This is a genomic window from Variovorax monticola (assembly GCF_051216855.1).
Lineage (GTDB): Bacteria > Pseudomonadota > Gammaproteobacteria > Burkholderiales > Burkholderiaceae_C > Variovorax.
On sequence record NZ_JBPJZP010000009.1, the window covers coordinates 1 to 22,768 of the forward strand.

Consider the following 22,768-nt stretch of genomic DNA (forward strand, 5'->3'; position numbering starts at 1 on the left):
CCAGGCGCTGCGGGGCTGAGGCCCTTGTCTTCTTCACTTCGCGCCCCAATGAAAAATGCCCCGCTGTTGCGGGGCATCTTGATCTAAGCGGCCGGCTGACTATTTACACAGCCTGTTTCGCGGGCTTTTTCATGGGTGGCCGGCCGGGCCTATATGCGGCCCATGAGCACCAGGATGACGATGATGACGACGATGAGGCCGATGCCGCCGCTGGGTCCGTAGCCCCAGGAGCGGCTGTAACCCCAGCTCGGCAATGCGCCGACCAGTATCAGGATCAGGACGATCAGCAGAATGAACGAGAGCGACATGGTTTCTCCAGGGCAGTTGTTGTGTTGAGCTTCGATGCTCTACCTGTCCCGTCGATTGGATCGCCGGATAGCCGCCCCTTCGGTGGTCAGTGAACGTCCTACCGAAGGCGCCGGCGTTCCAGCCGGGTGCCGTCGGCGCTTGCCTCAGAGGCGTGCAAGGCGGTCGAGCGCCGCGAGCAGGGTTTCGTCTTTCTTGGCGAAGCAGAAGCGCACTACGCGCTGGTCGAAGCCGTTGCCGTAGAAGGCCGACAGCGGAATGGCCGCCACGCCGATCTCGCCCGTGAGCCAGAGGCAGAAGTCGGCTTCCGACAGGTCGCTCACCGCCGAGATGTCCACGCACTGGAAGTAGCTGCCCTCGCTGCGCAGCAACTTGAAGCGCGTCTTCTCGGCCAGGCCGGCGGCGAACAGGTCGCGCTTGCGCTGGTAGAAGGCCGGCAGCTCGAGGTAGGGCTCGGGCTGCGCCATGTACTGCGCAAGCGCATGCTGCATCGGCGTGTTCACGGTGAACACGTTGAACTGGTGCACCTTGCGGAACTCGGCCATCAGCGGCGCCGGCGCGGCCACGAAACCGACCTTCCAGCCGGTGACGTGGTAGGTCTTGCCGAAGCTGCTCACGATGAAGCTGCGCGCCGCCAGGCCCGGGAACCGCGCCACGCTTTCGTGGCGGGCGCCGTCGTAGACCATGTGCTCGTAGACCTCGTCGCTGATCACGAACACGTCGGTCGGCGCCAGCAGCTCTTCGAGCTTGCGCATCTCGGCCTCGGTCCACACGGTGGCGCTCGGGTTGTGCGGCGTGTTGACGATGATGGCGCGGGTGCGCGGCGTGAGCGCGGCAGAGATCTTGTCGAAATCGGGGCGGAAGGTGCCGGGCGTGAGGGGCACGCGCACCACGCTGCCGCCGGCCAGCTCGATGTTGGGCACGTAGCTGTCGTAGCAGGGCTCCAGCACGATCACTTCGTCACCTGCGCGCACCACGGCGAGGATGGCCGTGATGATGGCCTGCGTGGCACCCGCGGTGACGGTGATTTCGGTGGCAGCGCTGCAGGCGTGTCCGTAGAGCGCGGAAATCTTGGCGGCGATGGCATCGCGCAGCGCCGGAATACCCGGCATCGGCGGGTACTGGTTGTGGCCCGCGGCCATGGCGGCCGTGACGTCTTCGAGCAGCTTCGGATCGCAGTTGAAATCCGGAAAGCCCTGGCCCAGGTTGACCGCGTTCTTCTCGGCCGCCAGGGTCGACATGACCGTGAAGATGGTGGTGCCTACAGAGGGCAGCTTGGTGCCGATGGCCGGCGTGCGTGGGGCGTGAACTGTGCTCATAGCTCGTAGTCTTGTTGGTGGCCGCTCAGGGCCTTGGCGATCAGGTTGCGGTCCAGGCGGTCGGACAGCAGCTCCGCGAACTTGAAGACGAAGTTGCGCAGATAGGCGCTGCGCTTGAACGCGACCCGCGCGATATTCTGGCCGAACACATGGCCCATGGGGCGCACCACGAGGTCGGCGTTCGACTCGTCGCGCACCGCCATCTCGGCCACGATGCCCACGCCCAGCCCAAGGCGAACGTAGGTCTTGATCACATCGGAGTCGATCGCTTCGAGCGCGATGCGCGGCGACAGCTTCTTCTGTGCGAAGGCGTGGTCGATGCGCGTGCGGCCGGTGAACGAAGGGTGGTAGGTGATGATCGGCTCGAGCGCCAGGTCTTCGAGCGAGATGCGCTCCTTGCCAGCCAGCGGGTGGTCCTTGGGCAGCACCAGCACGTGCTGCCATTCGTAGCAGGGCAGGGTCACGAGTTCGGCGTAGCCGTCGAGCGATTCGGTGGCGATGCCGATCTCGGCGATTTCGTCGATCACCATGCGCGCCACCTGGTCGGGCGAGCCCTGGTGCAGGCTCACGTTGACCTTGGGGTAGGCCTCGCGCAGGTTCGCCACCGGCACCGGCAGCACATAGCGCGCCTGGGTGTGGGTGGTGGCAATGGAAAGGGTGCCGCTGTCCTGCGCGCTGAACTGCTCGCCGATGCGCTTGAGGTTGCCCACTTCTCGCATGATCAGTTCGATGCTGGCAATGACGTGCTGGCCCGGCTCGGTCACGCGCTTCAGGCGCTTGCCGTGGCGCGCGAAGATTTCAACGCCCAGTTCTTCCTCGAGCTCGATGATGGCCTTGGAGACTCCGGGCTGCGAGGTGTGAAGCGCCTTGGCCGCCTCGGTGAGGTTCAGGTTGCGCCGTACGGCTTCCTGAACAAACTTGAACTGATGCAGATTCATATCAAATTCCGTCTTATTACGGAATTCATTATGCCTTCTTAATCTATCGAAATGGCCGAATGTTCAGGATTTGATGGCAACTCTGGCCAGCAGGTCGACCAGCTCAGGCTCTTCGCCCACGATGCGGGCGAGCGAGATGTCGATGTCGGGCCAGGTCTGGCGCAGCGCTTCAAGCTGGTGCGGCAGGTCTTCGCGGGCATGCTTGCCCATGCCCAGGAAAAGCGGAACGACGCGGATGGCGCGCGCGCCGGCGGTGATCAGGGCGGCGGCCGCGGTGGAAAGGTCGGGCGTGGCCAGTTCCATGTAGGCGCAGGTCACGAGTGCGTCAGGCGCTCGCTCGGTGACGCGCGCGGCCACGGCTTCGATCGGCTCGCGCCAGCGCTCGTCGCGCGAACCGTGCGCCAGCAGGACGATGCCCTGCGCCTGCCTGCGTGTTGCAGTGGTCATGGTCATCGTCGCAACACCAGCCAGCTGAAGGCGGTCAGCGACATCACCGAATAAATCATTCCCGGCGCCGCCGCAGTGAGCCAGGGTGACCAGTTGCTCAGGTTGCCGAGGTAGCCGAACACGTTGTTCAGCAGGAAGAAGCTGATGCCGATCATCACGCCGCCGAACACGTAGGTCGTGATGCCGGCCTGTCGGAAGTGCAGGTAAGCGAAGGGCAGGGCGAGCACCACCATCACCAGGCACGAGAGCGGGTAGAACACCTTGCGCCAGAACTCGATCTCGTAGCGCTGCGCGGTCTGACCGTTGGCGTCGAGGTGGCGGATGTAGTCGAACAGGTCGATCGTGCTCATGCGGTCGGGGCGCAGCAACGCAACAGACACCATCTCGCCCGTGAGCGACGTGGGCCAGTTCAGCTGCGCCTTCTGGGTGGTGACGATGCGGGCCTGGTCGGCCGAGCTGCGCGTGTCGAACTTCTGCTCTTCCACGTTAGTGAGCATCCAGTGCCCGTCGTCGCCGATGGTGGCCGAGCCGGCCACGATCTGGGTGCTGATGTAGCCGGCGTCGTCGAACTCGAAGATGCGCGGGTTCTTCAGCGCGCCCTTGCGGTCGATGGACAGCACGTTCACCGCGTACGACACGTTGCCGCGTTTCTCCTTGAGCCAGGCGCCGGTGTTGCCGGCCATGGAATAGATGCCCTGGTACTTGGCCTTGAGCAACTGGCCGGTGCGCTCGGAAGCGGGCGCGACATAGTCGCCGATGGCGAAGGTCAGCATCACGAAGCCGATGCCCAGCAGCAGCAGGGTGCGCAGCGCACGCCAGGGGCCCAGGCCGCTGGTACGAAGAATGGTGTATTCCGAGCTTTGCGCGAGCCGTGCCATGACGAAGATGGAGCCGATCAGCACGGTGATCGGCAACAGTTCGTACAGGTGGCTCGGTATCAGCAGGGTCACGTAGATCAGCGCCTGCACGGGCCCGTAGTTCAGGCTGTCCGGCTTGCCGATGGACTGCAGCTCGTCGACGAAGTCGAAGAAGAAAAAGAGGCTCAGGAAGCCGAGCGTCACGAACGCGACGGACTTCAGCACCTCCACGTAGATCAGGCGTCTTATCGTTTTCACGTCGTGGGTTCGATCTTGGGTGTGGGCACCGCGGCGGCACGGCTTTGCTTGGTGCGGCGGCTGCCCCAGTTGTTCTGGCGTGCGCTCAGCCATGCCAGGTTGAGCACCAGCACGCCACCGTGCAGCATCACCATGAAGCCGGCCATGCCGAAGCGCCCGGAACTGATCCAGCTCTGCCCGATGTTGAGCATGTTGTAGTAGACGACGAACGCGAACAATGCCAGCAGCAGGTTGCCGCTGCGCCCGACGCGCGGGTTGGCGCTCGACACGTTCAGCGCCAGCAGCACGAAGTTGACGGCGGTCAGCAGCATGCCGATGCGCCAGGCCAGTTCACCGCGGCTGGGGTTGCCCGGGTCGGCCAGCAGCGAGAGGGTGGTGCGGGCGCGGGGCGGCGTGGCATCGTTCACCGTGCCGTTGTCGCCGCCGGCACGGGTGCCGTAGGTCTTGAATTCGCTGATCTTCAGGCCGGTGTTGGCCATCGGCTGCTCCAGCCGCTGGCCGTTGTTGAGCAGCAGGTAGCGAGAGTTTCCGATGTTCTCAATGCTGCCGCTGCGCGCCGAGGTGGTGATCTGCAGGTTGCGCTCGATCGACCAGATGAAGACGTTGGTGGCCTTGGAGGCGTCCGGCGTGTCCTTGTCGATGAAGAACACCCGCACGCGTCCGGCCGACTCGCGGAACTCGCCCGGCGACACGCGCTCGATGTCGCTGCGCTGCTCGTACTGCTGGCGCATGCCGATGGTCTGCGAGTTGGCCCAGGGCCAGCCCACCAGCGCCATCACGGAGATCAAAATCAGCACCGGCCAGGAAAAGCGGAACAGCGGCTTCACGAAGTCCATGAGCCCGCGCCCGCTGGAGAACCAGATCACCATTTCGCTGTCGCGGTACATGCGCGACAGGGTGCCGACAATGGCGATGAACAGGCTCAGGCTCAGGATGGTCGGCATGTAGCCGAGCACCGTGTAGGCCATCACCAGGAACACTTCCTGCGGGTTCACACTGCCCTTGGACGCGAGCCCCAGGGTACGGATGAGCATCATGGTCATCACGATGGTGACCAGGACCACGAGGGTTGCTCCGAAGCTGCGGGACAGCTCCTTGCGTAGGGAAGAATGGAATAACATCGTTCGAGGAAAAAAAGGATTATGGACTTTCAACTCAAGACCCTCACCGTCGCCCAGGCTGCAGCCGAGAAATCCGATGTCCTGATCGTGCTCGTCGGCAGCGCTCCCCTCACTGCCAAGGACCCACTTTCGGTGCTGGCCGCCAGTGCCCGCAAGGCCGGCGACCTGCCCGACAAGGCCGGAAAGCTGCTGGCGCTCTACCGTCCGGAAGATGTCGTGGCGTCGCGCGTGGTGCTCGCCGCGATCGGCGACGGCAAGCTTGCTTCGGTCCGCAGCGGTGTGGTTGCCGCGGTCAACGCCGTCAAGGCACACGGGCCGAAACGCGTGGTCGTGGTGTTTGCGCAGCCGGCCGACGGCGCCGCCGCGGCGTGCGCCGTGACGGCGGTGGCCGATGCCAGCTACGTCTACACGACCACCAAGTCGAAGGCCGAGCCGCGCAGCATCCGAAACGTGATGCTCGGTGTGGCCGATTCGCCTGCTGTGGCTGCCGCCTTCAACGACGCTCGTGCCATCGTCAACGGCATCGAGCTGGCCAAGGAATGGGGCAACCGGCCTGCGAACCATGCAACGCCCACGCTGCTGGGCGAGGCAGCCAAGGGCCTGGCCAAGCTGCCGAACATCAAGTGCGAAGTGCTCGGGCCCAAGGAAGTCGAGAAGCTCGGCATGGGTTCGTTCGCCGCCGTGGCACAGGGCTCGGCCGAGCCGCTGCGCTTCATCGTGCTGCGCTACCACGGCGCACCGAAGGACCAGGCGCCGGTGGTGCTGGTCGGCAAGGGCATCACCTTCGACACCGGCGGCGTCTCGCTCAAGCCGGCGGCCGAAATGGACGAGATGAAGTTCGACATGTGCGGTGCGGCGAGCGTGCTGGGCACCTTCCGTGCGCTCGGCGACATCCAGCCGGCCATCAACGTCGTCGGCCTCATTCCCTCCTGCGAGAACATGAACGACGGCCGCGCGGTCAAGCCCGGCGACGTGGTCACCAGCATGAGCGGCCAGACCATCGAGGTGCTCAACACCGACGCGGAGGGCCGCCTGGTCCTGTGCGATGCGCTGACCTATGCCAAGCGCTTCGAACCCGCCGCCGTCATCGACATCGCCACGCTCACGGGCGCCTGCGTGGTCGCGCTGGGCGGCGTGCGCAGCGGTCTGTTCTCGAGCGACGACACACTGGCCGCCGCACTCGAGGCGGCCGGCGAGGCTTCGCAAGACCGTTGCTGGCGCTTGCCGCTGGACGACGACTATGCGGAAGGCCTGAAGAGCAACTTCGCCGACGTGGCCAACATTGCCGGGCGAGCCGGCGGAGCCATCACCGCGGCCAAGTTCCTGCAGCGTTTTGCCGGCGACTTCGCCTGGGCGCACCTGGACATCGCCGGCACGGCCTGGAAGAGCGGGACCGCCAAGGGCTCGACCGGCCGGCCGGTGGGCCTGCTGGTGTCCTACCTGACGACCCGTGCGGGCAGCGCCGAGGCATCGGCCAAGGCAAAGACCTCCAAGGCGGCCAAGGCTCCGGCGCGAAAGGCCCGGTCCGCGAAGTGACGGAAATCGGCTTTCACTACAACGCGCCGGACAAGCTGAACTACGCCTGCCGGCTGGTTCGCAAGGCCGTGAACGCGCGCGGCCTGCGCGTGGTGTTGGTGGGCGATGCGCGCACGCTCGACGCGGTGGACGCCGCGCTCTGGCAGCTTTCGCCGGTGGACTTCGTCGCGCACTGCCGCGGCGATGCGCCTGCGCATGTGGTGGCGCGTTCGCCCGTCGTGCTGTCCGTGGAAGGCGCCGACGCGGCGTCTCTGCCGCACCGCGAGATGCTGGTGAATCTCGGGCTCGACGTGCCCGCCGGCTTCGAGCGCTACGAGCGCATGATCGACATCGTGAGCGACGAGACCCACGACCGTCAGGTCGGGCGCTCGCGCTGGCGCCACTATGCCGACCGCGGCTACACCATTCAGCCGCACGACTTCGCAAAGAGTTCCTGACATGGCCAGCACGCTGCGCACACCGCCCCGGTTCGTTCCCACGCTGACGACCGTGCTAGAGATTCCTGCGGAGCCCGCGACCCCACCGAACTCCGAGCCACACGGCGAGCCGGCGCGTCATGCCGACCCGACGAGCGCCATGGCTTTGCCGCCGGCGGCGCAGCTGACGCAAGCCGAAATCGTCAGCCTCGAAGAGCAACTCCTGCACCGCGTGCTGCAGCGCGTCGACCTGTCGCTGGAAGAACGTTTGAGCGACACGGTGTCAGCCGCCATTCAGCATCAACTCGATGCAATGGTTCCGCGTTTGCGCGCTGAAATCGAGGCTGTTTTGCGCGCGCTGGTCATCGAGGCAATGGCCGCCGAACTCTCCGAGAACACAGGGTCTACGCCAGCTTCCGGCGCGTAAATCCTCGGCTAAACTGCGCCGCAGGTCGCAAGGGCGTGAGGGTGCCGCTGGCCTGCGGCGCGAAACTTGCGAGGTTTGCGCGCCCGGATCACACGACCGGTTTTTTATTCTTTATCCAAGTTCTGGAGGTTCTCATGCAATTGAAATGGACAGCGGTCGCACTGGCTGCAATCACGCTCGTGGCTTGCGGCAAGAAAGAAGAAGCTGCTGCGCCTGCTGCAGCGCCGACCGCCGCGGCCCCGGCTGCAGCTGCACCCGCACCTGCCGGAGAAACGCTGGTCGTGAAGATCGGTCACGTGGCACCTACCAGCGGTCCCATTGCCCACCTGGGCAAGGACAACGAAATGGGTGCCAAGATGGCCATCGAAGACCTGAATGCCAAGGGCCTCAAGATCGGCGACAAGACCGCCAAGTTCGAACTGGTTGCAGAAGACGATGCCGGCGATCCGAAGCAAGGCACCGCAGTGGCCCAGAAGCTCGTGGACGAAAAGGTCAACGGCGTGGTCGGTCACCTGAACTCGGGTACCACCATTCCCGCCTCGAAGCTTTACAGCGACGCTGGCATTCCGCAGATCTCGCCTTCGGCCACGAATCCGAAGTACACGCGTCAAGGCTTCAAGACCACGTTCCGTGTGGTGGCCGACGACACGCAACTCGGCGGCACGCTGGGCAAGTACGCGGTCGATACGCTCAAGGGCAAGAACATTGCCGTGATCGACGACCGCACAGCCTACGGCCAAGGCGTTGCCGAAGAATTCGAAAAGGCGGCCAAGGCTGCTGGCGCCACCATCGTGGGCCACGAGTTCACCACCGACAAGTCGACCGACTTCAACGCCATCCTGACCAAGCTCAAGGCGACCAAGCCCGACGTGCTGTTCTTCGGCGGCATGGACGCTGTCGGCGGCCCGATGCTCAAGCAGGTCAAGCAACTCGGCCTGAACGTCAAGTTCATGGGCGGTGATGGCCTTTGCACCGGCGAGCTGCCCAAGCTGGCTGGCGACGCCATCGGTGAAGACATGGTGGTGTGCGCTGAAGCCGGCGGCGTGGACGGTGACTTCAAGCAGCCGCTGGAAGACTTCAAGGCCAAGTTCAAGACCAAGAACGGCGTGGAAGTGCAGATCTATGCACCGTACGTGTACGACGCGGTCAACGTGCTGGCCGAAGCCATGGTCAAGGCCGGTTCTTCCGATCCGGAAAAGTACCTGTCTGAAGTCGGCAAGGTGCAATACAAGGGCGTGACCGGCCCGATCGCCTTCGACGAAAAGGGCGACATCAAGAACGGCGCGCTGACGCTGTACACCTACAAGGGTGGCGTGCGCACGCAGATCGCCGTTGTGCGCTGATTGGCATTCGCCAAAAAGAAAAGGGCCTTCGGGCCCTTTTTTCATGTCTGCCGCCGGAGCCGTTCAGAGCGGCGCGAGGCCCGAGGGGCGGTCGGTGTTGCAGTACTCGATGAAGGCGTCGAGGTCGCGCGACTTGTCGAACACGGCATCGGCGCCGAGCGCCGCGCAGCGCGCGCGAATGTCTACCGTGACGTAGTTGCTGAGCACCACCACGCGCTGCGTCGGCTTGCGTGTCTTGCAGCCCGCCAGCACGCCCAGGCCGGAGCCTTCCTTGAGGAAAAGGTCGACGATCAGCAGTTGCCAGTCGTCGGGGTGGGTGTCGAGCCAGGCCAGCGCTTCGGTTTCGGTTTCGGCGAAGCCGACCACATGGCCATTGACCAGGTCCTCGAGTGCCGGGACCAGGTTATCCCTGATGGTCTTGTTGTCCTCGACGAGGAACGTGATGAGGGACATGCCGTGGTTTCGCTTTGAGAACCAATAGCGTAGCGTGCCTGACGCCGCCGCAGCGTAGGAGAAAGGATACGGACGCAGGGAGCCTGTTGTGCCGCCTGGGTCAGTTGGAGCTCTGGGCGCGGATTTTTGCCTTGAGCTTCTCGGCCAGTGCCAGGCTTTCGTCTCGCTCGGCCGTGGCTTCGAGGCGCTTCTCGATTTCCTCGCTCAACGCGGCATTGACCTCCGCCAGCTTCTCGGCCGACTTGGCCAGTTTGCCCTCGAGCTGGCTCGTGTGCTCGATGGCCTGCGCCACTTCGCCGACCTGCACCTCTGCGGGCAGCTCTTGTTCGAGCACGGTGGTCACAACGGCGAGGTTGTCCGAGGCGCGCTGTACATCGGCAGCCACCTGTTCGCTCTTTTGAAGGGTGCGGTCCAGCGATGTCGTGCCACGCGGCGAGATTTGGGGTTGTCCAGCCATCGAGGCTCCTTTGCAGGCTTGAAAGTAAAACCTTTGAATCGTACTGCCAGACGAAACGCCCGGTGCACGATGCCTAGTTGTTGCAAAGCAACGCATTGCCTTGCAGAACAGATGACAAAAAAGCCCAAGTGCTTGTGGCGACTTGGGCTTCTTGTGCTGTCTGCATGTTCGCGAACGGTTACGAACAATCAATCTCTGGCGGAGCAGGCGGGATTCGAACCCGCGGAGGGCTATTAACCCTCACACGCTTTCCAGGCGTGCGACTTAAACCGCTCATCCACCGCTCCTGAGCCTCAAATTATAGCTTGGCTTCGAGCCGTTTCAGGTCGGGCCGGCGCTTTTGCCGGTCTGAATCATGCGCATCGCCGATGCAATGAGCGCTGCGGTCTCGGACATGTTGCTCGGCACGATCAGTGTGGTCTTCGAATCTGCTGCGACCTTGCCGTACGCATCGACGGCGCGTTCGGCCACCTTGAGCTGAACAGCCTGCTCGCCGCCCGGCTGGCGGATCGCTGCAGCCACACGCTCGATGGCGTCGGCCGTGGCCGTGGCCACTGCGGTGATGGCCGCGGCTTCACCTTGTGCGTTGTTGATTTGCGCCTGCTTCTCGCCCTCGGAGCGGGCAATGAAGGCTTCGCGCTCGCCGGTGGCGATGTTGATTTGCTCCTGGCGGCGGCCTTCCGAGGCCGCGATCAGCGCGCGCTTGCCGCGCTCGGCGGTGATCTGCGCCTGCATGGCCAGCAGGATTTCCTTCGGCGGCGTCAGGTCCTTGATTTCGTAGCGCAGCACCTTCACGCCCCAGTTGAGCGCCGCCTCGTCGATGGCGGCCACCACCTGCGCGTTGATGACGTCACGTTCCTCGAAGGTCTTGTCCAGCTCCAGCTTGCCGATCACGCTGCGCAGCGAGGTTTGCGCGAGCTGTGTCACCGCCACGATGTAGTTCGACGAGCCATAGCTCGCACGCATCGGATCGGTCACCTGGAAGTACAGGATGCCGTCGACCTGCAGCTGCGTGTTGTCGCGCGTGATGCAGATCTGGCTCGGCACGTCGAGCGGAATTTCCTTCAGGCTGTGCTTGTAGGCCACCCGGTCGATGAACGGGATCAGGAAGTTGGGGCCGGGCGTCATCGTGCTGTGGTACTTGCCCAGGCGCTCGCGCACCCAGGCGTTCTGCTGCGGCACGAACTTGACCGACTGGCTGATGAAGATGATCGCGATGACCAGGATGATGAGGGGGACCGAAAATTCCATGGTGCGCTTCCTTTTCTGAGTTCTATGGACTGACTAAACCTTGTCGACGACGAGGCGGCTGCCGATCACTTCGACCACGCGGTGCTCTCCGGCGGACGGGGTGCTGCCTGCGTGCTGAATCACCGTCCATTGCGCGCCGCGGTAGCGAACGGTCGCGGTGCCGTCGGCATTCCAGGCATCGACCTGCACGCTCTCGCCGATGTCGAGGTTCACGTCGCGGTTGGTGCCGGTCCGCGGTGCGGCGGGGCGCCGGCGCTGGACCGAATACCAGACCAGCACGGCGCCCACGCCGATCACCGACGCCACGATGAGTTGCGTGACGGTACCGAAGCCCAGGTGCGCCGAGATCGCGGCGGCGGCGAAGCCGGCGGCGAGCAGCAGCAGGTAGACCGTGCCCGAAAGCAACTCGGCCACGATGGCCACCCCCGCAATCAGCCACCAGACGGTGGAATTCGCCATGTCGACTCCTCTCTTGCTTGTTCGATGCGCACCATTCTGCGGCATGAACCCCAAGCGCTTGCCGTGCGTAGGGGTACTGGCGCGGGAGGAGGTGGGCTTGCCTGGCGGGCCCGAATGTCTTGCAGGAAGCTGACCGAATCCGTCATCCGAATTCCGTACACTTCGCGCCTCGTCTTTGCCTGTCTGTCTCCCCGCCTGTCCGGAGCCCCGCTCATGAAATTTCGCTTTCCCATCGTCATCATCGACGAGGACTTCCGTTCCGAAAACACTTCGGGCCTCGGCATTCGCGCGCTCGCGCAGGCCTTCGAGAGCGAGGGCTTCGAGGTGCTGGGCGTCACGAGTTACGGCGACCTGAGCCAGTTCGCGCAGCAGCAAAGCCGCGCCAGCGCCTTCATCCTGTCGATCGACGACGAAGAATTCACTGTCGGCCCCGACCTCGACCCGGCCGTGCTGAACCTGCGCACCTTCATCGGCGAGGTGCGGCGCAAGAACGCGGACGTGCCCATTTATATCTACGGCGAGACCAAGACCGCGCGCCACATTCCGAACGACATCCTGCGCGAGCTGCACGGCTTCATCCACATGTTCGAGGACACGCCCGAATTCGTGGCGCGCCACATCATTCGCGAGGCCAAGAGCTACCTGGAAGGCGTGCAGCCGCCGTTCTTCAAGGCGCTCATCGACTACGCGGAAGACGGCTCGTACTCGTGGCACTGCCCGGGCCACTCGGGCGGCGTGGCGTTCCTCAAGAGCCCTGTGGGCCGGATGTTCCACCAGTTCTTCGGCGAGAACATGCTGCGCGCCGACGTGTGCAACGCGGTGGAAGAACTGGGCCAGCTGCTCGACCACACCGGCCCGGTGGCGGCCAGCGAGCGCAATGCGGCGCGCATCTTCAACGCCGACCATTGCTTCTTCGTGACCAACGGCACCAGCACCAGCAACAAGATGGTGTGGCACCACACGGTCGCGCCCGACGACGTGGTGGTGGTCGACCGCAACTGCCACAAGTCGATCCTGCACGCGATCATCATGACCGGCGCGATTCCGGTGTTCATGAAGCCCACGCGCAACCACTTCGGCATCATCGGCCCGATTCCCCAGAGCGAGTTCGAGCAGAGCGCCATCAAGGCCAAGATCAAGGCCAACCCCTTGCTGTCGCATGTGGACCCTGAAACGGTCAAGCCGCGCGTGATGACGCTCACCCAGTCGACCTACGACGGCGTGATCTACAACACCGAGACCATCAAGAACATGCTCGACGGCTACGTCGACACGCTGCACTTCGACGAGGCCTGGCTGCCGCACGCGGCCTTCCACCCGTTCTACGGCGCGTACCACGCGATGGGCAAGCGCCGCGTGCGGCCGAAGGACTCGCTGGTGTTCGCCACCCAGTCCACGCACAAGCTGCTCGCCGGCATCAGCCAGGCCAGCCACGTGCTGGTGCAGGACTCGCAGAACCGCGCGCTCGACCGCGACCTGTTCAACGAGGCCTACCTGATGCACTCGTCGACCAGCCCGCAGTACGCGATCATCGCGAGCTGCGACGTGGCCGCCGCCATGATGGAGCCGCCCGGCGGCACCGCGCTGGTGGAGGAGAGCATTCTCGAAGCGCTCGACTTCCGCCGCGCCATGCGCAAGGTCGAGGAAGAGTTCGGCTCGGAAGAGTGGTGGTTCAAGGTCTGGGGCCCCGAGAAGCTGGTCGAAGAAGGCATCGGCCGCGCGGACGACTGGATCATGAAGGGCGAGAAGGAGGCCACCAAGCGCAAGACCAAGAAGTCGCCGCGCAACTGGCACGGCTTCGGCGACCTGGCCGACGGCTTCAACATGCTCGACCCGATCAAGTCGACCATCGTCACGCCCGGCCTCGACCTCGAAGGCAACTTCGCGGAGAGCGGCATTCCGGCCAGCGTGGTGACCAAGTTCCTCGCCGAGCACGGCGTGATCGTGGAGAAGACCGGCCTGTACAGCTTCTTCATCATGTTCACCATCGGCATCACCAAGGGCCGCTGGAACACGCTGCTCACGGCGCTGCAGCAGTTCAAGGACGACTATGCGCGCAACCAGCCGATGTGGCGCATCCTGCCGGAGTTCTGCCAACAGCACCCGGGCTACGAGAAGCTCGGCCTGCGCGACCTGTGCCAGCACATCCACAAGCTGTATGCGCGCTTCGACGTGGCGCGCCTCACGACCGAGATGTACCTGAGCGACCTGACGCCGGCCATGAAGCCCAGCGACGCCTTTGCCCACATCGCGCACCGCAAGACCGAACGCGTGGAAATCGACGAGCTCGAAGGCCGCATCACCACCAGCCTGATCACGCCGTACCCGCCGGGCATTCCGCTGCTGATTCCAGGCGAAGTGTTCAACAAGAAGATCGTCGACTACCTGCGGTTCTCGCGCGAGTTCAACTCGCAGTGTCCGGGCTTCGAGACCGACATCCACGGCCTGGTGGCGCGCGTCGACGAGACGGGCAAGAAGCGCTACTACGCGGACTGCGTCAGGGCAGTGCAGTAAACAGGCCTGCGGGTCGGGCCGCCCGGCCCGATCGAATGGCCTGTGCCTAGCCTTCTCGCACCCGCATGAAGCGGGCGAAACGCGGCAGCCCCTTGGCGGTGGTGCCGTTGTAGCGGTAGGTCACCCAGCTGCCGATGGCGGGCGGGTTCTCCCGTTCGGCGTCGGTCAGGCCGGTGCCCAGCTTGAAGCGCTTGCCGTCGGCGGTTTCGACCACCAGCGCGCCGAGCCGGCTCGCGTGCTTGCCCTTGCCGGCCACATGCTCGACGACGCGGGCCTCGGCTTCGTCGTAGGGCTTGACCTTCAGCAGGTCACTGTTGCGCTCGCCGCGATAGCTCGAGCTGCCGCGGTGGAGCATCAGGCCTTCGCCGCCCATCTTCACCGTCTTGTCGAGCAGCGCCTGCAGCGCTTCGTGCGTGGTCGCGCGCTCTTGCGGCACGGGCACCACCCACGGTGCGTCGGTGACGGGGAGCAGCTTGCGCAGGGCGGTCAGCCGCGCGCTGAAGTCGCCGGCCTGGGCGGGCAGGTCGAACACCATGAAGCGCATCTCATGCCACGCGGTGTCGTTGGGCGTCTGGCTGCGCACCGTCGAGACCGCATGCGGGAACCGGCCGCGGCCCGCCCACAGTTCGCCGTCGAGCGGCTGTTTGGGCAGCGGGGCTGTGAACCATGCGGGTGCCACGACGCGTTCGCCGCCGCGCGTCCATAACTGCTTGCCGTCCCAGTAGCCGCGCACGCCGTCGTATTTCTCGCTGACCCAGTAGTCGGACAGCGACATGCCGGGGCGGTAGACCTCGGCCAGCATCAGCGAGGGCGCGGCGTCGCGCGCGAACACGGCGTGTGCGGCGACGAGGCCGAAAGCAGCAAGAAGGAGGGAGCGTCGGCTCAGCACGGTGCTATTGAATAGATAGCTGCATACGACCGCCTGGCGACCGTACCAGCGGGTTTCTGCTGAAATTACTCGGCCATTCCGCCCACGACGTTGCTGAAACCACCGTCGACATACGTGATCTCCGCCGTCACACCGCTGGCCAGGTCGCTCAGCAGGAAAGCGGCCACGTTGCCGACTTCCTCGATGGTCACGTTGCGGCGGATCGGCGAGGCCTCGGCCACGGCGGCGAGCATCTTGCCGAAGCCCTTGATGCCGCTGGCCGCGAGTGTCTTGATCGGTCCGGCGCTGATGCCGTTCACGCGCATGTTCTTCGGGCCCAGCGAGGCGGCCGTGTAGCGCACGGAGGCTTCGAGTGAAGCCTTGGCCAGGCCCATGGTGTTGTAGTTGGGCAGCGCGCGCTCGGCACCCAGGTAGGTCAGCGTGAGCAGGGCCGACTTTTCGTTGAGGTAGGGCAGGGCGGCCTTGGCCATGGCCGGGAAGCTGTATGCGCTGATGTCGTGCGCGATCTTGAAGCCTTCGCGCGAGAGTCCGTCGAGGAAGTCGCCTGAAATGGATTCGCGGGTCGCGAAGCCGATGCTGTGCACGAAGCCGTCGAACGTGGGCCAGGTTTGCGCCAGGTCGGCGAAGAGCTTGTCGATCTGCGCGTCGTTGCCCACGTCGCAGTCGAAAATCAGCTTCGAGCCGAAGTCTGCGGCATATTCGGTGATACGGTCCTTGAATCGCTCGCCGACATAGCTGAAGGCGAGCTCCGCGCCCTGTTCATGACAGGCCTTGGCAATGCCATACGCAATGGAGCGATTGCTCAACACACCGGTGATCAACAGTTTTTTGCCGGAAAGAAAGCCCATGAAGTTGCCTTGTGAAAATCTTGGGCAGAATTCTCGCATGCGAGGTTGGCTGCTCTGGATGGTGTTGGCGTTCTCGGCGACCCCCTCGTGGGCCGCCCATGCCTACGCACAGTTCGGTGACATCAAGTACCCGGCGGGATTCACGCATTTCGAATACCTCAATCCGGATGCCCCAAAGGGTGGTGAGATCCGCATGGTGCCTCCGACTCGCCCGACCAACTTCGACAAGTTCAATCCGTTCACGCTCAAGGGGACCGCGCCGTCGGGAGTGGGCCCCCTGATGTTCGAGAGCTTGCTCATCGGCAACATGGAGGAACCGACCACTGGCTATGGCCTGCTGGCCGAAGATGTGGAGGTCGCGCCCGACCGACTGTCCGCCACTTTCCGCATCAATCCGAAGGCGCGCTTCAACGATGGATCGCCGGTGCTTGCGGCAGACGTCGTGCACTCGTTCAAGACGTTGACTGGCAAGCTCGCTTCGCCGGCGTACCGCACGATCTACGCCGAAGTGAAGGGCGCCAGTGCAGTGAGCGAGCGCACCGTTCGCTTCGACTTCGCCAACCCGAACCGCGAGTTGCCCCTGGTGGTTGGCGGCATGGCGGTGTTCAGCCAGAAATGGGGCGCGGGCAAGCCGTTCGACCAGATCACGACAGACGTGCCGGTCGCCTCGGGCCCCTACCGACCGGTCAGCGACCGCCTGGGCCGCGACATCACCTACGTGCGTCGCGCAGATTACTGGGGCGTCGACCTTGCGGTACGCAAGGGGCAGTTCAACTTTGACCGTGTCACGTACAAGGTCTACCTCGACGAAACTTCCCGTTTCGAGGGGCTCAAGGCTGGCGAGTTCGATTTCATGCGCGAGTTCACGTCTCGCAATTGGGCGCGCCAGTACAAGGGCAAGCAATTCGACAGCGGCGAGATTCTGAAGCGCGAGTTCAAGAACAACAACCCCGGGGATTTTCAAGGCTACGTGTTCAATGCGCGCAAGGAGAAGTTCAAGGACGTTCGTGTGCGGCAGGCGATCGGGCTGGCGGTGGACTTTGAATGGCTCAACCGCCAGCTTTTCTACGGCATCTACACGCGCGCACAGGGCTACTTTCCGAACAGCGAGTTTCACGCCGAGGGCTTGCCCAAGCCGGACGAACTGGCGCTGCTGGAGCCGCTTCGAGCCAAGCTCCGGCCGGAGGTGTTCGGCCCTGCTCCGGTTCCCTCGAGCACCGTGCCGCCCAACAGCCTGCGCGAGAACTTGCGCCAGGCGCGCACATTGCTCGCCGAGGCTGGCTGGAACTACAAGGACGGCGCGCTGCGCAATGCGAAGGGCGAGGCATTCACCATCGAATTCCTCAACGACCAGCCTTCACTGATCCGCGTGGCGACGCCGTTTCAGACCGCACTGCGCAAGCTGGGGATCGAAATGACTTTCCGCACGGTCGACTTCTCGCTCGCGCAGCAACGCATGGACAACTTTGACTTCGAGATGACATCGAGGCGCTTGCTTGGGAGCACCGCACCGGGCGGCGAACTCTTCGAGCTTTTTGGCATGAAGGCCGCTGACACAGTGGGCTCTGCCAACTCGTGGGGCGTGGCAGACCCTGCTGTTGACGCCATTTTGGGCAAGGTTGCGATGGCCACCACGCGCGTGGAACTCGCCACCGCCATGCGTTCGCTGGATCGCGTGCTGTCTAACGGCTATTACTCGATCCCTCAGTACTACAGCAACTCCTTCCTGATCGGGTACAGGCCAGGTCGCTTCGTGTTGCCGCCGACGATTCCGCCTTACTACCAGGCCGACGACTGGGCGCTGTCGACCTGGTGGGCTTCGCCTTCCAACAAATAAAGTCAGGCATACATTCATGGCGACCTACATCCTCAAGCGCTTGCTGTTGATGATTCCGACGCTGCTCGGCGTGTTGATCGTCACTTTCGCGGTCATCCAGTTCGTGCCCGGCGGTCCGGTGGAGCAGTTGGTTTCCCAGCTTCAGGGCAGGGATTCGGGCGGGGAGGGCGCGGCTGCCAGCGGCGCCGGATACCGTGGTCGCCAAGGCCTGGATCCGCAGCGCATCGAGGAAATCAAGGTGCTCTACGGTTTCGACAAGCCGGCCCACGAGCGGTTCTGGACGATGCTCAAGTCGTTCGCACAGCTCGACCTCGGCACGAGCTTCTATCAACGCAAGGCGGTGTGGGAACTTGTGAAGGAGAAGCTACCAGTCTCCATCAGCCTCGGGCTGTGGACCTTCTTCATCAGCTACCTCATTGCCGTTCCGTTGGGTGTGGCCAAGGCGGTACGGGCCGGGTCGCGCTTCGACTTCGTCACCACGCTCATCGTGCTCGTCGGCTATGCCATTCCCGGCTTCGTGCTCGGCGTGGCGCTCTTGGTAATTTTTGGCGGCAAGCTGCAATGGTTTCCGCTTCGGGGGCTGACCTCGCCGAACTGGGAAACCTTGAGTTGGGGTGCGCGCATCGTCGATTACCTGTGGCACATCGCATTGCCGGTGTCGGCGATGGTGCTCGGTAGCTTCGCCGTCACGGCCATGCTGACCAAGAACTCCTTTCTCGAAGAGATCCGCAAGCAGTACGTGCTGACGGCCAGGGCCAAGGGACTCACCGAGCGCCAGGTACTCTGGAAGCATGTGTTCCGCAACGCGCTGATTCCCATAATCACGGGCTTTCCAGCGGCGTTCATCGGCGCCTTCTTCACTGGCGCGCTGCTGATAGAGACCCTTTTCACGCTCGACGGCCTGGGCCTCCTGAGCTACGAGAGCGTGATCCGGCGCGACTATCCGGTGGTGTTGGGCACGTTGTACCTTTTCACGCTGATCGGCTTGGTGACCAAGCTGATTTCCGATCTTTGTTATGTATGGGTCGATCCGAGGGTCAAGTTTGACTAGCGCACCTGTCAAGTCGGTCAGCCCGCGCGTTCGCGCCTGGCGTCGCTTTCGTCGCAATCCTCTGGGGTTCTGGAGCCTCGTCGTTTTCTCGACACTGGTGGTCTTGAGTCTCTTCGCGGAAGTGATTTCCACCGACAAACCACTCGTCGTGCGGTACGAAGGCCAGACCTATTTTCCCGTGCTGCGCGACTATTCGGAAAAAACCTTTGGCGGTGACTTCGAGACGTCGGCCGACTACCTGGATCCTTTCATCAGGGAGCGCATCACCGCTGGCGCCAACTGGGCGGTGTATGCGCCGAATCCTTACGGTCCGCGCACTCTCAACTACTTCGCGTCCCAACCCAATCCGGCCGCGCCATCGGGCGAAAACTTTCTTGGTTCCGACGACCGCGGCCGCGACCTGCTCGCGCAACTGATTTACGGCTTTCGCGTGAGCGTGCTGTTTGCGCTCGCGCTCACCGTGATCGGGGTGGTTCTGGGCATCGTCAGCGGCGCGGTGCAGGGCTTTTTTGGCGGCAAGACCGATCTGTTGTTCCAGCGCTTCATCGAAATCTGGAGCTCCATGCCCGAGCTCTACCTGCTGATCATCTTCAGCGCGATCTTCGCGCCCAGCGTGGCGCTGCTGCTCATTCTGCTGAGCCTTTTCGGCTGGATGGGCCTGGCCGACTACGTGCGCGCCGAGTTCCTGCGCAACCGACAGATGGACTACGTGCGCGCCGCGCGCGCGCTGGGCGTGAGCAACCTGCAGATCATGTGGCGCCACATCCTGCCCAACAGCATGGTGCCGGTCGTCACCTTCCTGCCGTTTCGCATGAGCGCCGCCATCCTCGCCCTGACCTCGCTCGACTTCCTGGGCCTGGGCGTGCCGCCCGGCACGCCGTCGCTCGGCGAACTTCTGAGCCAGGGCAAGGCCAACATCGATGCCTGGTGGATTTCCCTTTCCACCTTCGCCGTGCTGGTCGTCACGCTGATGCTGCTGACCTTCATGGGCGACGCGCTGCGCGATGCGCTCGATCCGCGAAAGGCCGACAAGTGACGGACGGCAACTCCATGAATCCCCCCCTCATCGACGTGAAGGGCCTGCGCGTCGCCTTCGGCGGCAAGGAGGTGGTGCACGGCATCGACTTCCATATAGCCGCCGGCGAAAAGCTCGCGCTGGTCGGCGAGTCGGGCTCGGGCAAGACGGTCACGGCGCTGTCGCTGCTGCGGCTGGTGCAGAACGCCGACGTCACTGGCGTTGCAAGGCTTTTTGGCGGGGAACGCGCGTCGGACGTGCGTGACCTGCTATCGATTCCGGAGCGCCAGCTGCGTGGCATCCGCGGCAGGGAGATCGCGATGATCTTCCAGGAGCCGATGACCGCGCTGAACGCGCTCTACAGCGTGGGCGACCAGATCGCCGAGGTGCTGGAGCTTCACGAAGGGCTGTCGGCCCGCGCCGCGCAGGCGGCCGCCGTCCAGTTGCTGGCCGACACGGGCATTCCGGAGCCGGCGCGGCGCGCGCAGGCGTTTCCGCACCAGCTGTCGGGCGGCCAGCGCCAGCGCGCCATGATCGCGATGGCCCTGGCCTGCAAACCGCGCCTGCTGCTGGCCGACGAGCCGACCACGGCGCTGGACGTCACCGTGCGCGCGCAGATCCTCGACCTGCTGGCCGAACTGCAGCGCAAGCACGGCATGGCGGTGCTGCTGATCACGCACGACCTGAACCTGGTGCGCCGCTTCGCCGACCGCGTGGCGGTGATGGAGAACGGTCACATCGTCGAGCACGGGGCGGTCGCGCCGGTGTTCGAGGCGCCGCAGCACCCCTACACCCGCAAGCTGATCGACAGCCACCCCGAGCGACAAGTTGCGGCCGTGCCGTCGAGCGGCGCAGCGCCGGTGCTCGAGGCCACAGCTTTGCGCGTGACCTATCCGGTGCCCCGGCCCGGCATCGGCGGCTGGTTTCGCAAGGGCGAGTTCGTGGCGGTGCAGGGCGCGAGTTTTCGCATTGCGCCGGGCGAGACGCTCGGCGTGGTCGGCGAATCGGGTTCGGGCAAGTCGACGCTCGCGCTGGCGGCGCTGGGGCTGCTGCGTCACCAGGGCGCGCTGAAGGTCGCGGGCAAGGATTGGGCGGTCGATCGCGCGTCCGACCTGGGCCTGCGCCGGGTGATGCAGGTGGTGTTCCAGGACCCGTTCTCCTCGCTTTCGCCGCGCATGACGGTCGAGCAGATCGTGGGGGAGGGGCTGCGCGTTCATGCGCCCAAGCTCGATGCCGAGGCGCGCCGCGCCCGTTCGCTCGCCGCACTTGCCGACGTCGGGCTGGCCGAGGCCCAGTTTCCCTCGCTGCTCGACCGCTACCCGCATGAGTTTTCGGGCGGGCAGCGCCAGCGGCTGGCGATTGCGCGTGCGCTCATCGTCGATCCGCAACTGCTGGTGCTCGACGAACCCACCAGCGCGCTCGACGTGACCATCCAGAAGCAGGTGCTCGGCCTGCTGCAGCGCCTGCAGCGCGAGCGCGGGCTGAGCTACCTGCTGATCACGCACGACGTGGAGGTGATCCGCGCCATGGCGCACCAGGTCATCGTGATGAAGGACGGGGCCATCCTCGAGGCCGGGGCGGTCGAGCGCGTGCTCGACGCGCCCGAGCACCCCTATACAAAAAAGCTGGTGGCCGCCGCGCTGCTGGAATAAACGGAGACTGCAAGCAATGTCGGAAATCGGACGCGACCGTCGCGGGGCGTGGCGCGCGGCGCTGGCCTGCATGGTCACCCTGTCGGTGGCCATGGGCCTGGGGCGCTTTGCGTTCACGCCCATGCTGCCCATCATGTTGCACGAGGGAAAGCTGGAGCTCGCGGCCGGCGGGTTGCTGGCGTCGCTCAACTACCTGGGCTACTTTCTGGGGGCGGTCAGCTGCGCGGCCATCGGCATCAAGGCATCGAGCATGGTGCGCGGCGGGCTGCTGGCCACGGCGGCGTTGCTGGTCGGCATGGGGCTGCTGCACAGCTTCACGAGCTGGGGCATCCTGCGCGCGGCGGCCGGCGTGATGAGCGCCTGGGTCTTCGTGTTCGCCTCCGGCTGGGGGCTGCGCAGGCTGGCGGAGACCAACTCGCCGATGCTGGCGGGCGTGATCTACACCGGCCCGGGCATCGGCATCGCGATGACGGGCCTGCTGGGCGGGGCGCTCGGGCGCTGGGGCTCCGAGGCGGGGTGGATCGGCCTGGGCATCCTGGCGATCGTGCTCGTCGCCGTGATCTGGCGGGTGTTCGACGACGCCGAGCAAGCGCAAGCTGGCGGCGCTGCGGCTGCCGAACCGGCGGCGGCAGCGCGCGCCAGCGCATCGGCCGCCGACCGCAGCGATGCGATCTGGCTGGTGGCGCTCTATGGGCTGGCCGGATTCGGCTACATCATCACCGCGACCTTCCTGCCCGTGATTGCCCGGCAGGCACTGCCCGGCTCGTCGTGGCCCGACTTCTTCTGGCCGCTGTTCGGGCTGGCCATCATTCCCGGTGCGCTGATCGGCGCACGGGCGCCGTCGCATTGGGACAACCGGCTGCTTCTGGCCGGCGCCTACGCGCTGCAGGCGCTCGGTGTCGTGCTGTCGGTGGCATGGCCGACCATCGGCGGCTTTGCGCTCGGCAGTCTGCTGTTGGGGATGCCGTTCACCGCCATCACTCTTTTTGCAATGCGGGACGCACGCCGGCTGCGCGGCAACGCGGCGGCCGGTCTGATCGGCTATGCGACGGCGTCCTATGGGGTCGGGCAGATCATCGGACCGCTGTTTGCCGCGCCGCTGGCCCAGCGGACGGGGTCGTTTCAGGTGCCGTTGCTTGTCGCGGCGGCGGCATTGGCGCTCGGCGCGGTTTTATTTGCATGGGTTTGGGCCAAATCTCGCCGTCCAATGGCTGTTTGAGTGCTTTAGCCTCTTCATTTATTGCGCAAACAGCATATAATTCGAGGCTCACGACCAAACGGGCGGGTACCAACCGCCCGTTTTTTTTGGTCTGTGCATTCTGGACATCCCAGCAACCTGGTATCCGTGGCGCGCGGATTGCCCAGGTCCCGTAT

At 64.6% G+C, this 22,768-nt stretch carries 22 protein-coding genes and 1 tRNA gene; 10 read left to right on the top strand and 13 right to left on the bottom strand.

The features are described from left to right. Nucleotides 1–149: 149 nt before the first annotated feature. The 6 genes from ACSFA5_RS29465 to lptF form a co-directional block, all read right to left on the bottom strand. On the bottom strand, nucleotides 150–308 hold the full coding sequence (locus ACSFA5_RS29465) for a DUF3309 family protein (protein ID WP_435447592.1): 159 nt from the start codon (nucleotides 306–308) through the stop codon (nucleotides 150–152). 144 nt (nucleotides 309–452) lie between these two features. Then, a complete protein-coding gene (locus ACSFA5_RS29470; RefSeq protein WP_435447593.1) occupies nucleotides 453–1,625 on the bottom strand; it encodes a pyridoxal phosphate-dependent aminotransferase in 1,173 nt (390 codons plus the stop codon). After that, nucleotides 1,622–2,563, bottom strand: a complete 942-nt coding sequence (locus tag ACSFA5_RS29475) for a CysB family HTH-type transcriptional regulator (protein WP_435447594.1) — start codon at nucleotides 2,561–2,563, stop codon at nucleotides 1,622–1,624. The genes ACSFA5_RS29470 and ACSFA5_RS29475 overlap by 4 nt, the downstream gene beginning before the upstream one ends. A 63-nt stretch (nucleotides 2,564–2,626) precedes the next feature. Next, the gene (locus ACSFA5_RS29480; RefSeq protein WP_435447595.1) at nucleotides 2,627–3,016 is read right to left on the bottom strand and encodes a sirohydrochlorin chelatase; all 390 of its coding nucleotides are present in this window, start codon (nucleotides 3,014–3,016) and stop codon (nucleotides 2,627–2,629) included. Beyond that, complete coding sequence (gene lptG, locus ACSFA5_RS29485) at nucleotides 3,013–4,125, bottom strand: LPS export ABC transporter permease LptG (RefSeq protein WP_435447596.1); 1,113 nt, start codon at nucleotides 4,123–4,125, stop codon at nucleotides 3,013–3,015. The genes ACSFA5_RS29480 and lptG overlap by 4 nt, the downstream gene beginning before the upstream one ends. Next, a complete protein-coding gene (gene lptF, locus ACSFA5_RS29490; protein ID WP_435447597.1) occupies nucleotides 4,122–5,246 on the bottom strand; it encodes an LPS export ABC transporter permease LptF in 1,125 nt (374 codons plus the stop codon). Before lptF ends, lptG begins: the two co-directional genes overlap by 4 nt. A gap of 21 nt (nucleotides 5,247–5,267) precedes the next feature. Here lptF and ACSFA5_RS29495 point away from each other — a divergent pair, with 21 nt between their 5' ends. From ACSFA5_RS29495 to ACSFA5_RS29510, 4 genes are all read left to right on the top strand, one after another. Beyond that, nucleotides 5,268–6,782, top strand: coding sequence for a leucyl aminopeptidase (locus tag ACSFA5_RS29495; protein ID WP_435447598.1), 1,515 nt, complete (start codon nucleotides 5,268–5,270; stop codon nucleotides 6,780–6,782). After that, a complete protein-coding gene (locus ACSFA5_RS29500) occupies nucleotides 6,779–7,219 on the top strand; it encodes a DNA polymerase III subunit chi (RefSeq protein WP_435447599.1) in 441 nt (146 codons plus the stop codon). Before ACSFA5_RS29495 ends, ACSFA5_RS29500 begins: the two co-directional genes overlap by 4 nt. Before the next feature lies 1 nt (nucleotide 7,220). After that, complete coding sequence (locus ACSFA5_RS29505) at nucleotides 7,221–7,625, top strand: hypothetical protein (protein WP_435447600.1); 405 nt, start codon at nucleotides 7,221–7,223, stop codon at nucleotides 7,623–7,625. A gap of 134 nt (nucleotides 7,626–7,759) precedes the next feature. Next, a complete protein-coding gene (locus ACSFA5_RS29510; RefSeq protein ID WP_435447601.1) occupies nucleotides 7,760–8,968 on the top strand; it encodes a branched-chain amino acid ABC transporter substrate-binding protein in 1,209 nt (402 codons plus the stop codon). 63 nt (nucleotides 8,969–9,031) lie between these two features. Here ACSFA5_RS29510 and ACSFA5_RS29515 read toward each other — a convergent pair whose 3' ends face one another. From ACSFA5_RS29515 to ACSFA5_RS29535, 5 genes are all read right to left on the bottom strand, one after another. Next, complete coding sequence (locus ACSFA5_RS29515; RefSeq protein WP_435447602.1) at nucleotides 9,032–9,421, bottom strand: response regulator; 390 nt, start codon at nucleotides 9,419–9,421, stop codon at nucleotides 9,032–9,034. 100 nt (nucleotides 9,422–9,521) lie between these two features. Then, on the bottom strand, nucleotides 9,522–9,878 hold the full coding sequence (locus tag ACSFA5_RS29520; RefSeq protein WP_435447603.1) for a hypothetical protein: 357 nt from the start codon (nucleotides 9,876–9,878) through the stop codon (nucleotides 9,522–9,524). A gap of 196 nt (nucleotides 9,879–10,074) precedes the next feature. Then, nucleotides 10,075–10,165: transfer RNA gene (locus ACSFA5_RS29525), tRNA-Ser, on the bottom strand. Between the two features lie 34 nt (nucleotides 10,166–10,199). Beyond that, nucleotides 10,200–11,129, bottom strand: a complete 930-nt coding sequence (locus ACSFA5_RS29530; protein WP_435438304.1) for an SPFH domain-containing protein — start codon at nucleotides 11,127–11,129, stop codon at nucleotides 10,200–10,202. A gap of 33 nt (nucleotides 11,130–11,162) precedes the next feature. Next, entirely contained in the window at nucleotides 11,163–11,588 is a 426-nt protein-coding gene (locus ACSFA5_RS29535) for an NfeD family protein (protein WP_435447604.1), read from the bottom strand. 213 nt (nucleotides 11,589–11,801) lie between these two features. Here ACSFA5_RS29535 and ACSFA5_RS29540 point away from each other — a divergent pair, with 213 nt between their 5' ends. Then, nucleotides 11,802–14,102, top strand: a complete 2,301-nt coding sequence (locus ACSFA5_RS29540) for an Orn/Lys/Arg family decarboxylase (protein WP_435447605.1) — start codon at nucleotides 11,802–11,804, stop codon at nucleotides 14,100–14,102. A 46-nt stretch (nucleotides 14,103–14,148) separates the two neighbouring features. Here ACSFA5_RS29540 and ACSFA5_RS29545 read toward each other — a convergent pair whose 3' ends face one another. Beyond that, a complete protein-coding gene (locus ACSFA5_RS29545; protein WP_435447606.1) occupies nucleotides 14,149–14,991 on the bottom strand; it encodes a DNA ligase in 843 nt (280 codons plus the stop codon). Nucleotides 14,992–15,056: 65 nt separating this feature from the next. Continuing rightward, the gene (gene fabI, locus ACSFA5_RS29550) at nucleotides 15,057–15,839 is read right to left on the bottom strand and encodes an enoyl-ACP reductase FabI (RefSeq protein ID WP_435447607.1); all 783 of its coding nucleotides are present in this window, start codon (nucleotides 15,837–15,839) and stop codon (nucleotides 15,057–15,059) included. 37 nt (nucleotides 15,840–15,876) lie between these two features. Between fabI and ACSFA5_RS29555 the strand changes: the two genes are divergently transcribed. Genes ACSFA5_RS29555 through ACSFA5_RS29575 form a run of 5 tightly spaced genes read left to right on the top strand, consistent with a single transcriptional unit; the run spans nucleotide 15,877 to nucleotide 22,613 of the window. Further along, complete coding sequence (locus ACSFA5_RS29555; protein WP_435447955.1) at nucleotides 15,877–17,676, top strand: extracellular solute-binding protein; 1,800 nt, start codon at nucleotides 15,877–15,879, stop codon at nucleotides 17,674–17,676. Between the two features lie 16 nt (nucleotides 17,677–17,692). Beyond that, nucleotides 17,693–18,727 (top strand): microcin C ABC transporter permease YejB, encoded by a 1,035-nt coding sequence (locus ACSFA5_RS29560; protein ID WP_435447608.1) that lies wholly within the window; start codon nucleotides 17,693–17,695, stop codon nucleotides 18,725–18,727. Further along, entirely contained in the window at nucleotides 18,693–19,763 is a 1,071-nt protein-coding gene (locus ACSFA5_RS29565) for an ABC transporter permease (RefSeq protein WP_435447609.1), read from the top strand. Before ACSFA5_RS29560 ends, ACSFA5_RS29565 begins: the two co-directional genes overlap by 35 nt. A 14-nt stretch (nucleotides 19,764–19,777) precedes the next feature. Further along, nucleotides 19,778–21,394 (top strand): ABC transporter ATP-binding protein, encoded by a 1,617-nt coding sequence (locus tag ACSFA5_RS29570; RefSeq protein ID WP_435447610.1) that lies wholly within the window; start codon nucleotides 19,778–19,780, stop codon nucleotides 21,392–21,394. Nucleotides 21,395–21,410: 16 nt separating this feature from the next. Beyond that, entirely contained in the window at nucleotides 21,411–22,613 is a 1,203-nt protein-coding gene (locus ACSFA5_RS29575; protein ID WP_435447611.1) for a YbfB/YjiJ family MFS transporter, read from the top strand. Nucleotides 22,614–22,768 lie beyond the last annotated feature (155 nt).

Bases quoted from the DNA above. Each gene is read 5' to 3' on its own strand.
- ACSFA5_RS29535 (WP_435447604.1), bottom strand. From the start codon at position 11,588: ATGGCGAATTCCACCGTCTGGTGGCTGATTGCGGGGGTGGCCATCGTG.
- ACSFA5_RS29555 (WP_435447955.1), top strand. From the start codon at position 15,877: ATGCGAGGTTGGCTGCTCTGGATGGTGTTGGCGTTCTCGGCGACCCCC.
- ACSFA5_RS29480 (WP_435447595.1), bottom strand. From the start codon at position 3,016: ATGACCATGACCACTGCAACACGCAGGCAGGCGCAGGGCATCGTCCTG.
- ACSFA5_RS29515 (WP_435447602.1), bottom strand. From the start codon at position 9,421: ATGTCCCTCATCACGTTCCTCGTCGAGGACAACAAGACCATCAGGGAT.
- ACSFA5_RS29470 (WP_435447593.1), bottom strand. From the start codon at position 1,625: ATGAGCACAGTTCACGCCCCACGCACGCCGGCCATCGGCACCAAGCTG.
- ACSFA5_RS29495 (WP_435447598.1), top strand. From the start codon at position 5,268: ATGGACTTTCAACTCAAGACCCTCACCGTCGCCCAGGCTGCAGCCGAG.
- ACSFA5_RS29565 (WP_435447609.1), top strand. From the start codon at position 18,693: ATGTATGGGTCGATCCGAGGGTCAAGTTTGACTAGCGCACCTGTCAAG.
- ACSFA5_RS29540 (WP_435447605.1), top strand. From the start codon at position 11,802: ATGAAATTTCGCTTTCCCATCGTCATCATCGACGAGGACTTCCGTTCC.
- ACSFA5_RS29465 (WP_435447592.1), bottom strand. From the start codon at position 308: ATGTCGCTCTCGTTCATTCTGCTGATCGTCCTGATCCTGATACTGGTC.
- ACSFA5_RS29560 (WP_435447608.1), top strand. From the start codon at position 17,693: ATGGCGACCTACATCCTCAAGCGCTTGCTGTTGATGATTCCGACGCTG.
- lptF (WP_435447597.1), bottom strand. From the start codon at position 5,246: ATGTTATTCCATTCTTCCCTACGCAAGGAGCTGTCCCGCAGCTTCGGA.
- fabI (WP_435447607.1), bottom strand. From the start codon at position 15,839: ATGGGCTTTCTTTCCGGCAAAAAACTGTTGATCACCGGTGTGTTGAGC.
- ACSFA5_RS29475 (WP_435447594.1), bottom strand. From the start codon at position 2,563: ATGAATCTGCATCAGTTCAAGTTTGTTCAGGAAGCCGTACGGCGCAAC.
- ACSFA5_RS29505 (WP_435447600.1), top strand. From the start codon at position 7,221: ATGGCCAGCACGCTGCGCACACCGCCCCGGTTCGTTCCCACGCTGACG.
- ACSFA5_RS29570 (WP_435447610.1), top strand. From the start codon at position 19,778: ATGAATCCCCCCCTCATCGACGTGAAGGGCCTGCGCGTCGCCTTCGGC.
- ACSFA5_RS29510 (WP_435447601.1), top strand. From the start codon at position 7,760: ATGCAATTGAAATGGACAGCGGTCGCACTGGCTGCAATCACGCTCGTG.
- ACSFA5_RS29530 (WP_435438304.1), bottom strand. From the start codon at position 11,129: ATGGAATTTTCGGTCCCCCTCATCATCCTGGTCATCGCGATCATCTTC.
- ACSFA5_RS29520 (WP_435447603.1), bottom strand. From the start codon at position 9,878: ATGGCTGGACAACCCCAAATCTCGCCGCGTGGCACGACATCGCTGGAC.
- ACSFA5_RS29575 (WP_435447611.1), top strand. From the start codon at position 21,411: ATGTCGGAAATCGGACGCGACCGTCGCGGGGCGTGGCGCGCGGCGCTG.